This is a genomic window from Flavobacterium sp. (genome assembly GCF_029242675.1).
Classification (GTDB): domain Bacteria; phylum Bacteroidota; class Bacteroidia; order Flavobacteriales; family Flavobacteriaceae; genus Flavobacterium.
In genome coordinates, this window is sequence record NZ_JAQWTM010000316.1 from 18,044 (window position 1) to 28,775 (window position 10,732).

The 10,732-nt window shown below is 35.8% G+C and carries 13 protein-coding genes; all 13 read left to right on the plus strand.

Annotated elements, in window-relative coordinates; translation table 11 throughout:
* The first annotated feature begins 169 nt into the window (after positions 1-169).
* Positions 170-535, plus strand: coding sequence for an NADH-quinone oxidoreductase subunit A (locus tag P8M54_RS11495; RefSeq protein WP_300288001.1), 366 nt, complete (start codon positions 170-172; stop codon positions 533-535).
* 88 nt (positions 536-623) lie between these two features.
* Positions 624-1,172 (plus strand): NADH-quinone oxidoreductase subunit B, encoded by a 549-nt coding sequence (locus P8M54_RS11500; protein WP_300288014.1) that lies wholly within the window; start codon positions 624-626, stop codon positions 1,170-1,172.
* Position 1,173: 1 nt separating this feature from the next.
* Positions 1,174-1,695 carry an NADH-quinone oxidoreductase subunit C gene (locus P8M54_RS11505; protein ID WP_300288002.1) on the plus strand — a complete coding sequence of 174 codons (522 nt, stop codon included), beginning with the start codon at positions 1,174-1,176 and terminating at the stop codon, positions 1,693-1,695.
* Between the two features lie 32 nt (positions 1,696-1,727).
* The gene (locus P8M54_RS11510; RefSeq protein ID WP_300288003.1) at positions 1,728-2,966 is read left to right on the plus strand and encodes an NADH-quinone oxidoreductase subunit D; all 1,239 of its coding nucleotides are present in this window, start codon (positions 1,728-1,730) and stop codon (positions 2,964-2,966) included.
* A 28-nt stretch (positions 2,967-2,994) separates the two neighbouring features.
* The gene (locus P8M54_RS11515; RefSeq protein WP_300288005.1) at positions 2,995-3,525 is read left to right on the plus strand and encodes an NAD(P)H-dependent oxidoreductase subunit E; all 531 of its coding nucleotides are present in this window, start codon (positions 2,995-2,997) and stop codon (positions 3,523-3,525) included.
* Position 3,526: 1 nt separating this feature from the next.
* Positions 3,527-4,873 carry an NADH-quinone oxidoreductase subunit NuoF gene (nuoF, locus tag P8M54_RS11520; RefSeq protein WP_300288006.1) on the plus strand — a complete coding sequence of 449 codons (1,347 nt, stop codon included), beginning with the start codon at positions 3,527-3,529 and terminating at the stop codon, positions 4,871-4,873.
* A gap of 26 nt (positions 4,874-4,899) precedes the next feature.
* Positions 4,900-5,274 (plus strand): four helix bundle protein, encoded by a 375-nt coding sequence (locus tag P8M54_RS11525; RefSeq protein WP_300288007.1) that lies wholly within the window; start codon positions 4,900-4,902, stop codon positions 5,272-5,274.
* A gap of 51 nt (positions 5,275-5,325) precedes the next feature.
* Positions 5,326-6,375 carry a 2Fe-2S iron-sulfur cluster-binding protein gene (locus tag P8M54_RS11530; RefSeq protein ID WP_300288008.1) on the plus strand — a complete coding sequence of 350 codons (1,050 nt, stop codon included), beginning with the start codon at positions 5,326-5,328 and terminating at the stop codon, positions 6,373-6,375.
* Positions 6,376-6,378: 3 nt separating this feature from the next.
* On the plus strand, positions 6,379-7,431 hold the full coding sequence (gene nuoH / locus P8M54_RS11535; protein ID WP_300288009.1) for an NADH-quinone oxidoreductase subunit NuoH: 1,053 nt from the start codon (positions 6,379-6,381) through the stop codon (positions 7,429-7,431).
* A 134-nt stretch (positions 7,432-7,565) separates the two neighbouring features.
* Complete coding sequence (locus P8M54_RS11540; protein WP_300288010.1) at positions 7,566-8,111, plus strand: NADH-quinone oxidoreductase subunit I; 546 nt, start codon at positions 7,566-7,568, stop codon at positions 8,109-8,111.
* Positions 8,111-8,623, plus strand: a complete 513-nt coding sequence (locus P8M54_RS11545; protein WP_300288011.1) for an NADH-quinone oxidoreductase subunit J — start codon at positions 8,111-8,113, stop codon at positions 8,621-8,623. The genes P8M54_RS11540 and P8M54_RS11545 overlap by 1 nt, the downstream gene beginning before the upstream one ends.
* 1 nt (position 8,624) lies before the next feature.
* The gene (nuoK, locus tag P8M54_RS11550) at positions 8,625-8,945 is read left to right on the plus strand and encodes an NADH-quinone oxidoreductase subunit NuoK (RefSeq protein WP_300288012.1); all 321 of its coding nucleotides are present in this window, start codon (positions 8,625-8,627) and stop codon (positions 8,943-8,945) included.
* A gap of 6 nt (positions 8,946-8,951) precedes the next feature.
* Positions 8,952-10,732, plus strand: a 1,781-nt coding sequence (gene nuoL / locus P8M54_RS11555; RefSeq protein WP_300288013.1) for an NADH-quinone oxidoreductase subunit L, incomplete at its 3' end; no start/stop codon positions are given.

Consider the following 10,732-nt stretch of genomic DNA (forward strand, 5'->3'; position numbering starts at 1 on the left):
TTTAAACCGAAGGGATTGTGACTTAAATACAATCTATTTTGGTTATTTATAATGAATAAAAATTAGAACTTTAGGCTGAATCTGATAGTACTAAATTCAAACTTCCTCTTGTGTTTTAATTCCTTGAAACCTATCTTTGTTGCTTATTTAGTTTAAAAAAACAATTATTATGCAATCTGATCAATTAAATTATATTCCTATTTTAATGCAATTCATCCTAGCGGTTGGGTTTGTGGTTGGAACAATATTAGTTTCGGGTAAATTAGGCCCAAAAAGATCTTCAGAAAATAAAGACAAAAATTTTGAGTCTGGTATCGAATCGATAGGAAACGCTCGAATTCCTTTCTCAGTTAAGTATTTTCTAGTTGCGATCCTTTTTGTCCTTTTTGATATCGAAGTTATTTTTCTGTATCCATGGGCAATTAATTTCAAAGAACTTGGAATGGAAGGAATGATTAAAATGGTTGTTTTCATGTCTTTATTGCTTGTTGGTTTTTTCTACATTATCAAGAAGAAAGCTTTAGAGTGGGAATAAAAAATAGTTTAAATATTGAAATGTAATGTTAAGATAGCATTCTTAACAGATACAAATTCAAAATTTACAATTCAAAATAATAGAAATGATGAGTGATTCAAGTGTAAATATGGTTGCCGCTCCGGAAGGTGTTGCTGGTGAAGGATTTTTTGCTACAAAATTGAACGATGTTGTTGGTTTGGCTCGCGCTAATTCGCTTTGGCCGTTGCCTTTCGCAACTTCATGTTGCGGAATTGAATTTATGGCAACAATGGCATCACACTATGATTTGGCGCGATTCGGTTCTGAGCGAGTGAGTTTTTCTCCTCGTCAAGCGGATATGTTGCTAGTTATGGGAACTATTTCTAAAAAAATGGCGCCAATCTTACGTCAAGTATACGAGCAAATGGCAGAGCCTAAATGGGTTATTGCAGTAGGTGCTTGTGCTTCTTCAGGAGGTATATTCGATACATATTCTGTATTGCAAGGTATCGATAAGGTGATTCCAGTAGATGTTTATGTTCCTGGATGTCCTCCAAGACCAGAGCAAATTGTGGATGGGGTGATGAAACTACAAGAACTAGTGAAAACAGAATCAGTAAGAAGAAGAAGTTCTCCAGAGTACAAAGAATTATTAGCTTCTTATAATATCAAATAAAATGGCATTAGAAAATACAGCTATACAAGATAAATTAGTAGCCACTTTTGGTGACGCAGTGTATAACTTTCAACAAGAAAGAGATATTTTCTCTTTTGAGATGAATGCGGCGCAAAATACGGCGGTGATCTTATTCTTGAAAAACGATCCTGATTTGCGTTTTCACTTCTTAACGGATTTGTGTGGTATTCATTACCCTGATAGTGACGTTAATGAGCAATTCGCAGTAGTGTACCATTTGCACAATTGGTATGAAAATAAGCGAATCAAAATTAAGGCGTTTTTAAATGGTGAGAAACCAGAAATTAAAACGATATCAAATATATTCTTAAGTTCAAATTGGATGGAAAGAGAAACATTTGATTTTTATGGTGTTGATTTTATTGGACACCCACAATTGAAACGTATCTTAAACATGGATGAAATGATTTCTCATCCCATGCGTAAAGAGTTTCCAATGGAAGACGGAGGACGTACGGATAAGGACGACCGTTTCTTTGGAAGAACAGTAGACAATTGCTAAAAAAACAATATATAATTTTTCACATTCTATAAATGTCAGAACTATTATTACCACCAGAGCATCGCTATGCTAAAATAATGAAGGAGAGACTTAATGAGGATGGAAGCGAGCTTTCTATCTTAAATTTAGGTCCAACTCACCCTGCTACACACGGTATTTTTCAAAATATCTTGCTGATGGATGGGGAGCGAATTCTAGAGGCTGAACCAACTATTGGTTATATCCACCGTGCTTTTGAAAAAATTGCTGAGAATCGTCCTTTTTACCAAATTACGCCACTTACTGACCGTATGAACTATTGTTCTTCTCCTATAAATAATATGGGATGGTGGATGACATTAGAGAAATTGTTAAATATTGAAGTGCCAAAACGTGCTCAGTATTTAAGAGTAATCGTAATGGAATTAGCGCGTATAACGGATCACTTAATTTGTAACTCGATTTTAGGAGTTGATACTGGTGCTTATACTGGTTTTCTTTATGTTTTTCAATTTAGAGAAAAGGTATATGAAATCTACGAAGAAATTTGTGGTGCTCGTTTGACTACTAACATGGGAAGAATTGGTGGTTTTGAAAGAGACTGGTCTCCAAAAGCATTTGAATTATTAAATACTTTTTTAGAAGAGTTTCCAGTTGCTTGGAAAGAGTTCGAAAACTTATTTGAAAGAAATAGAATTTTCATTGATAGAACGGTTAATGTAGGAGCAATAACTGCTGGGCAAGCTATGGCTTATGGCTTTACGGGTCCTAACTTACGTGCTGCCGGTGTTGATTACGATGTGCGTGTAGCACAACCATACAGTTCATACGAAGACTTTGAATTTAGTGTTCCAGTTGGAAAATCAGGAGATACTTACGATCGTTTTTGCGTTCGTAATGCTGAGGTTTGGGAAAGTATAAGCATCATCCGTCAAGCTTTGGCTAAAATGCCGGAAGGAAACGAATACCATGCCAATGTTCCTGATTACTATCTTCCGCCAAAAGAAGATGTGTACACGAATATGGAGTCCTTAATTTACCATTTCAAAATTGTAATGGGTGAGGTTCCAGTTCCAGTTGCTGAGATTTACCATCCTGTTGAAGGCGGAAACGGTGAATTAGGTTTTTACTTAGTCACAGATGGTAGTAGAACGCCTTATAGATTACATTTTAGAAGACCTTGTTTTATTTATTATCAAGCCTATCCTGAAATGATCAAAGGAGCATTATTATCAGATGCTATTGTGATTTTATCAAGTTTGAATGTTATCGCAGGAGAATTAGACGCTTAAAAATTTTAGATTGCAGATTTAAAAGAAAATGGAAAGAACACAGCACAAACAAGAAATAAATATGACCGAAGCATTGATGAATCGCATCAATGAATTGATTAGTCATTATCCTGAAGATAAAAGAAAATCAGCTTTATTACCCGTTTTACACGAGGTTCAAGATGCACATGACAATTGGTTAAGTGTTGAATTGATGGATAAAGTGGCGGAAATTCTTCATATTTTACCAATCGAAGTTTACGAAGTAGCTACTTTTTATACGATGTATAACTTGAAGCCAGTAGGGAAGTTCATGTTTGAATTTTGCCAAACTTCTCCATGTTGCTTAAACGGTACCGAAGATTTAATGGACTATACCTGCGAAAAATTGGTTGTTAAAATAGGCGAAACTACTGCTGACGGACTTTTTGAAGTAAGAGGTGTGGAGTGCTTAGGTGCTTGTGGTTATGCTCCAATGATGCAGTTAGGTGATTTTTACAAAGAACACCTTACTAAAGATAAAATTGATCAGTTAATTACTGATTGTAGAGATAATAAAATAATATTACACGATAAATAAGATGTCAAAAAAAATATTATTAGATAAAATCAATGTTCCAGGGATTAAGACCTACGAAGTGTACCGCAAAAATGGCGGCTATGCATCTGTAGAAAAGGCTTTGAAAGCAATGTCTCCGGACGAAGTGGTGGAAGAAGTGAAAAAATCAGGACTTCGCGGTCGTGGTGGAGCGGGTTTCCCTGCAGGAATGAAATGGAGTTTTATTGATAAAAAATCAGGAAAACCACGTCATTTAGTTTGTAATGCTGATGAGTCTGAGCCAGGAACGTTTAAGGATCGTTATTTGATGGAATTTATTCCGCATTTATTGATCGAAGGAATGATTACTTCTAGCTTTGCCTTGGGAGCCAACCTATCGTATATCTACATTCGTGGAGAGTACATGTGGGTTTACAAAATACTTGAAAGAGCAATTGCTGAGGCAAAGGCGGCTGGTTTCCTAGGAAAAAATATATTAGGTTCAGGTTTCGATCTAGAACTGTATGTTCATTGTGGTGCCGGTGCTTACATTTGTGGTGAAGAAACTGCTTTGATTGAATCATTGGAAGGTAAAAGAGGAAACCCTCGTATCAAGCCGCCATTCCCTGCAGTGTCAGGATTGTGGGCGAATCCAACCGTGGTAAACAATGTGGAAACAATTGCTTCAGTGCCATGGATTGTGAACAATTCAGGTGATGATTATGCAAAAATCGGAATTGGAAGGTCTACAGGAACCAAATTAATTTCAGCTTCTGGAAATATTAAAAACCCAGGTGTCTACGAAATTGAATTAGGACTTAGCGTAGATGAGTTCATGAATTCAGATGAATATTTAGGAGGAATGAGTACTACTAGACCTTTGAAAGCATTAGTGCCAGGAGGATCTTCAGTACCTATTTTACCTGCTGATTTAATTTTTAAAACAGCAAATGGTGAAGATCGTTTAATGACGTATGAATCTTTAAGTGATGGTGGTTTTGCTACCGGATCAATGTTAGGTTCAGGTGGATTTATTGTGTATGATGACACTGCTTGTATTGTTAGAAATACGTGGAACTTCTCTCGTTTCTACCACCATGAGTCTTGCGGGCAATGTACGCCATGTCGTGAAGGAACAGGATGGTTAGAAAAGGTATTACACCGAATCGAAACTGGTTTTGGTCGCGAAGAAGATATTGATTTGCTTTGGAGCATCCAGTCAAAAATCGAAGGAAATACGATTTGTCCTTTAGGAGATGCCGCATCATGGCCAGTGGCAGCAGCTATTCGTCATTTTAGAGAAGAATTTGAATATCATGTTCGTTTTCCTGAGAGAATAAAAAATAGAGATCACTTTGTTGCGGAGCCTTTTAGTAGTCTCAAAGTTTGAAAGTCCCAAGTCTAAAAGTAGGCGCAATGGGTAAGTTCAACTCTTTTGAAGAAATTAATTCTTGGCAAAAAGCAAGGGTATTTAATAAGTCAATTTATGAAATAACCGAGAATTCAAATTTCAGAAAAGATTTTGATTTAGTTAGACAAATAAGAAGAGCATCCATTTCAATTTCATCCAATATTGCGGAAGGATTTGAAAGAAATACAGATAAAGAATTTATATATTTTTTATATGTCGCTAAAGCCTCGGCAGGAGAAGTAAGATCTCAGTTGTATTTAGCACTAGATTTGAATTATATTTCGGTTACCGAATTCGATGCATTATATTTGAATATCACCGAAATATCAAAATTATTAAGCGGGTTTATAAAATATTTAGGAATCAGTCAGAAAATTTAAGGTATATAGACTTTAAGACTTTAGACATTAAGACGTTAAGACTTAGAATAAATGAAAGTAACAATAGACGGTCAAGCAATTGAGGTAGAACCAGGAACAACGATTCTACAAGCAGCGCGTATGATTGGTGGTGAATCAGTACCGCCAGCAATGTGCTATTATTCTAAACTAAAAGGGAGCGGTGGAAAATGCCGTTGTTGTTTAGTAGAAGTTGCAAAAGGAAGTGAAGCTGATCCTCGCCCAATGCCAAAACTGATGGCTTCTTGTGTAACTGGATGCATGGACGGGATGGAAGTGAACAGCAAGGATTCTGATAGAGTACGTGAAGCAAGACAATCGGTAACGGAGTTTTTGTTGATTAATCACCCTCTGGATTGTCCAATTTGTGACCAAGCTGGAGAGTGTGATTTGCAAGATTTAAGCTTTGAGCACGGGAAATCTAAAACTCGTTTTATAGAAGAAAAACGAACTTTTGAACCAGAAGATATTGGTCCGAATATTCAACTACACATGAACCGTTGTATCTTATGTCAGCGTTGTGTGCAAGTTGCTGATCAATTGACTGATAATAGAGTACACGGAGTTTTAGATCGTGGTGATCACGCTAATATATCGACTTGTATCTCTAAAGCAATTGATAATGAGTTTTCAGGAAATATGATTGATGTATGTCCTGTAGGAGCTTTGACAGATAAAACATTCCGTTTCAAATCAAGAGTTTGGTTCAACAAACCATTCAATGCGCACAGAGAATGCACAACGCCAGGATGTTGCGGAAAAACAACCGTTTGGATGTTTGGAAACGAAATTCAGCGTGTAACAGGAAGAAAAGATGTGTATCATGAAGTAGAAGAATTCATTTGTAATTCTTGTCGTTTTGATCACAAAGAAGTGACTGATTGGGTTATTGAAGGACCAAGAAAATTCGACAAAGACTCGGTTATCAACCAAAATAATTATACTAGAGAATTAGATACTGTTCAGATAGCTACCGAAGAAGGAATTTTGAAAGGTAGAGAGCAAGACCGTAAAAAAATTAGTATGCCTGCGTTCCCTTTAAGCAAGGAACAAGAGGAAAATTTTAAACAAGGTAATATTTAATCAATGGATAGTACAATTATAATAGAAAAGAGTGTAATCATTTTAGTCGTTTTTGCGGTTACGATGCTTATGGCTATGTACTCTACACTTGCCGAAAGGAAAATTGCGGCTTGGCTTCAAGATCGTATTGGTCCAAACAGAGCAGGTAAAGGAGGGATTTTGCAGCCATTGGCTGATGGTTTGAAATTATTCTCTAAAGAAGAATTTGAACCGAATACACCAAACAAATTTTTGTTTTATACGGGTCCCGCGATTGCCATGAGTACGGCATTGATGACCAGTGCTGTAATTCCTTGGGGTGATAAATTTCATTTATTTGGTAAAGATATTGTATTGCAAGTGTCAGATATTGACAATGCTCTATTGTACATCTTTGCTATTTTATCTATTGGGGTTTATGGTATCATGATTGGTGGATGGGCATCTAATAATAAATTCTCATTGATGGGTGCGGTTCGTGCAGCATCTCAAATGGTATCCTACGAAGTTGCCATGGGATTATCTATGATTGCTTTATTGATGATGACTGGAACCTTGAGTTTGAGAGAAATTGCGGCGCAACAATCAGGAATGCATTGGAATGTTTTTTACCAACCGCTTTCCTTTTTTATCTTTTTAATTTGTGCTTTCGCAGAAACGAATAGAACACCCTTTGACTTAGCGGAATGCGAAAGTGAATTAATTGGTGGATACCATACGGAGTATTCTTCTATGAAAATGGGATTCTACCTATTTGCTGAATATGCTAATATGTTCATTTCTTCGACTATTTTAGCGGTTCTTTTCTTTGGAGCTTATAATTATCCAGGAATGGCTTGGGCAGTTGAAAACTGGGGAGTAAATATTGCCAATATTATAGGTATTGCAGCTTTATTTGCTAAGCTTTGTTTTTTCATCTTTTTCTATATGTGGGTACGATGGACTATTCCAAGATTTAGATACGATCAATTGATGCATTTAGGATGGAGAGTATTGATTCCGCTATCGATCTTAAATATCATTATCACCGGTATTGTAATTTTAAGAGCAGAGATTTTTGCTTTCTTGGGATTGTAAATCGAAGCAGTAGAAAAGTTAAATTGATTTAGAAGGCACTAGCCCTGATAGCAGCGGCATCCTTTTAGCCTGATTTTTATCAGGATAAAAGATAAAGCGGATAGCAGGATTAGCTACAAATAAAAATTAAAAAGATGTCATTAGAAACCATATCCTTATCGGGAAGAAAAAAGCAAGTCTCTAATAAAGAGATGACCTTTTTAGAGCGTTTATACATTGTTGCGATTGTAAAGGGTTTGATGATTACCATCAAGCATTTATTTACTAGAAAAGTTACGATTCAGTATCCAGAGCAAGTGCGTGTGATGAGTCCAGTGTATCGTGGTCAGCACATGTTGAAGCGTGATGAGCAAGGAAGAGAAAACTGTACGGCTTGTGGGCTTTGTGCGTTATCTTGTCCTGCTGAAGCGATTACAATGAAAGCAGAAGAGCGTAAACCAGACGAAAAGCATTTGTATAGAGAAGAGAAATATGCTTCGATTTATGAGATTAACATGTTGCGTTGTATTTTTTGCGGATTATGCGAAGAGGCTTGTCCAAAAGACGCGATTTATTTGACTACTTCGAAAGTATTGGTTCCTTCAAGTTATGAAAGAGAAGATTTTATTTTTGGAAAAGATAGATTAGTAATGCCTTTAGATATGGCTATTAAAAACGCTCAACTTAAAAACGCTAACTAATGTCTACGATACTTATAATTTTTTGTTTTTTATCAGCTATTACATTGGCAACTGCATTTTTGACCATTTTTAGTAGAAATCCTATTCACAGTGCTTTGTACTTGGTAATTTGTTTTTTCTCGATTGCGGGTCATTACTTATTATTAAACTCTCAGTTTTTAGCGATTGTACATATTATCGTTTATTCAGGTGCGATTATGATTTTGTTCTTGTTTACGATCATGTTAATGAACTTGAATAAGGAAAACGAAGTGCACAAGCCAAGAATTACGCGTTTAGGTGCTATTGTTTCTTTTTGTTTGATATCAGTAGTTTTAATCTTGATCTTTATTAACTCTAAGCCTATTGCGGGAGAATATATTGGAACAGGTGAGGATTACCAATCTATAAAAGTTTTAGGACATGTATTGTTAAACGAATACATGGTTCCGTTTGAGTTTGCATCCATATTATTATTGGTTGCGATGATAGGAGTTGTACTTATGTCTAAGAAAGAAAAAACAGAGAAATAAAATGAATAATATTTTAAATGAAATAGGCATTGAGAACTATATCTTCCTTTCTGTAATACTTTTTTGTATTGGAGTTTTTGGAGTATTGTACCGCAGAAATGCTATCATCGTATTTATGTCAATCGAAATTATGTTGAATGCAGTTAACTTATTGTTTGTTGCTTTTTCAACGTATCATCAGGATGCACAGGGACAAGTTTTTGTGTTTTTCTCTATGGCTGTTGCCGCTGCCGAAGTAGCTGTGGGATTAGCGATACTGGTTTCGATCTTTAGAAATTTAGGTTCGATCGACATTAATAAATTAAAAAACTTAAAAGGATAAACTATAATGAATACAAATTTAGCTTTACTCTTATTATTAGCTCCTTTTTTAGGATTTTTATTTAATATTTTCTTCGGAAAAAGTATTGGAAAAACAGCGTCAGGAGTTCTTGGAACTTTAATGGTTGCTGTGTCGTTTGCTGTTACACTTTATTTCTTTAGTGCTATATCGTCTTCTAAGGAAGCGATCCAAATTCAGTTATTCGACTGGATTCAAATTAGTGTATTTAAAGTAGATTTTGGTTTCTTGTTAGACCAACTCTCTATTTTATGGTTGCTTTTTGTAACCGGAATTGGTTCTTTGATCCATTTGTACTCGATTAGTTATATGCATGACGATGAAAACATGCACAAGTTTTTTGCTTACTTAAACTTGTTTATCTTTTTTATGATAACATTGGTTATGGGTAGTAACTTATTAGTGTTATTCATTGGTTGGGAAGGTGTAGGACTTTGTTCGTACTTGCTAATTGGTTTTTGGCATAAAAATCAAGACTTTAATGATGCGGCTAAAAAGGCTTTCATCATGAATAGAATAGGTGATTTAGGATTATTGATCGGGATTTTTATCCTTGGTTCGGTGTTTTCTACTTTAGATTACGCTACTTTAAAAACGGCTATCGCTGGAACAGCTAATATAGACCTTGGTTTACTATCGCTTGCTGCCTTTTGTTTGTTCATTGGCGCTTGTGGTAAATCAGCACAAATTCCGTTGTACACTTGGTTGCCGGATGCGATGGCAGGTCCAACGCCAGTATCAGCATTAATTCACGCGGCTACCATGGTAACTGCTGGTATCTTTATGATTACTAGATTGAACTTTATTTTTGATTTAGCTCCTGAGGTACAAAATATTATTGCTATCGTTGGTGCAGTTACATCACTAGTTGCTGCAACTATTGCACTAGTTCAAACCGATATTAAAAAAGTATTAGCCTATTCAACAGTGTCACAATTGGGACTAATGTTTTTAGCATTAGGATTGGGAGCTTATGAAGTTGCTGTTTTTCACGTAATCACGCACGCTTTCTTCAAAGCTTGTTTGTTCTTAGGTTCTGGGTCAGTGATTCACGCTTTACATGGAGAACAAGACATGCGTAATATGGGAGGATTGAAAAAAGTGATGGGCGTTACGTTTATTACCTTTTTAATCTCATCACTTGCTATTTCAGGGATTCCTCCGTTTTCAGGATTTTTCTCTAAGGATGAAATTTTAATGGTTGCTTTTGAACATAATATTTTTTTATGGGTAATCGCCTCTTTAGCATCTTTAATGACCGCTTTTTATATGTTCCGTTTGTTGTACTTAACGTTCTTCAATGATTTCCGTGGTACTGCTGAGCAAAAAAGTCATTTACATGAGAGTCCTGCATTAATAACTTTTCCATTAGTTGTTTTGGCAATTTTAGCTGCGGTTGGTGGTTTGATTAGTTTTCCAACGAATAGTTGGTTGAGTGATTATTTAGCTCCCTTGTTTAAAGAAGTAGCTTCAGAGGGTCATCATTTTGGAACACAAGAATACACGCTCATGGCTATTGCTGTACTAGGTGGATTAGTAGGAATAGGAATTGCATTTAGCAAATACATAAAACAAAATCAAGTGCCTGCAGCGGATTCAGAGATCAATGGTTTTGCAAAAGTACTTTACAATAAATATTATGTTGATGAAGTGTACAATGCCATATTTGTTAAAACGACCAACAGCTTGTCAGTTTTCTTTAGAGATTATGTCGAAACAGCATTATCTTCTTTAGTTTTCGGATTTGGAAAAGTAACCAATGAAATAGG

What these genes read in the sequence shown, in the direction of transcription:
- P8M54_RS11495 (WP_300288001.1), top strand. Translation starts at nt 170, where the DNA reads ATGCAATCTGATCAATTAAATTATATTCCTATTTTAATGCAATTCATC.
- P8M54_RS11500 (WP_300288014.1), top strand. Translation starts at nt 624, where the DNA reads ATGAGTGATTCAAGTGTAAATATGGTTGCCGCTCCGGAAGGTGTTGCT.
- P8M54_RS11505 (WP_300288002.1), top strand. Translation starts at nt 1,174, where the DNA reads ATGGCATTAGAAAATACAGCTATACAAGATAAATTAGTAGCCACTTTT.
- P8M54_RS11510 (WP_300288003.1), top strand. Translation starts at nt 1,728, where the DNA reads ATGTCAGAACTATTATTACCACCAGAGCATCGCTATGCTAAAATAATG.
- P8M54_RS11515 (WP_300288005.1), top strand. Translation starts at nt 2,995, where the DNA reads ATGGAAAGAACACAGCACAAACAAGAAATAAATATGACCGAAGCATTG.
- nuoF (WP_300288006.1), top strand. Translation starts at nt 3,527, where the DNA reads ATGTCAAAAAAAATATTATTAGATAAAATCAATGTTCCAGGGATTAAG.
- P8M54_RS11525 (WP_300288007.1), top strand. Translation starts at nt 4,900, where the DNA reads ATGGGTAAGTTCAACTCTTTTGAAGAAATTAATTCTTGGCAAAAAGCA.
- P8M54_RS11530 (WP_300288008.1), top strand. Translation starts at nt 5,326, where the DNA reads ATGAAAGTAACAATAGACGGTCAAGCAATTGAGGTAGAACCAGGAACA.
- nuoH (WP_300288009.1), top strand. Translation starts at nt 6,379, where the DNA reads ATGGATAGTACAATTATAATAGAAAAGAGTGTAATCATTTTAGTCGTT.
- P8M54_RS11540 (WP_300288010.1), top strand. Translation starts at nt 7,566, where the DNA reads ATGTCATTAGAAACCATATCCTTATCGGGAAGAAAAAAGCAAGTCTCT.
- P8M54_RS11545 (WP_300288011.1), top strand. Translation starts at nt 8,111, where the DNA reads ATGTCTACGATACTTATAATTTTTTGTTTTTTATCAGCTATTACATTG.
- nuoK (WP_300288012.1), top strand. Translation starts at nt 8,625, where the DNA reads ATGAATAATATTTTAAATGAAATAGGCATTGAGAACTATATCTTCCTT.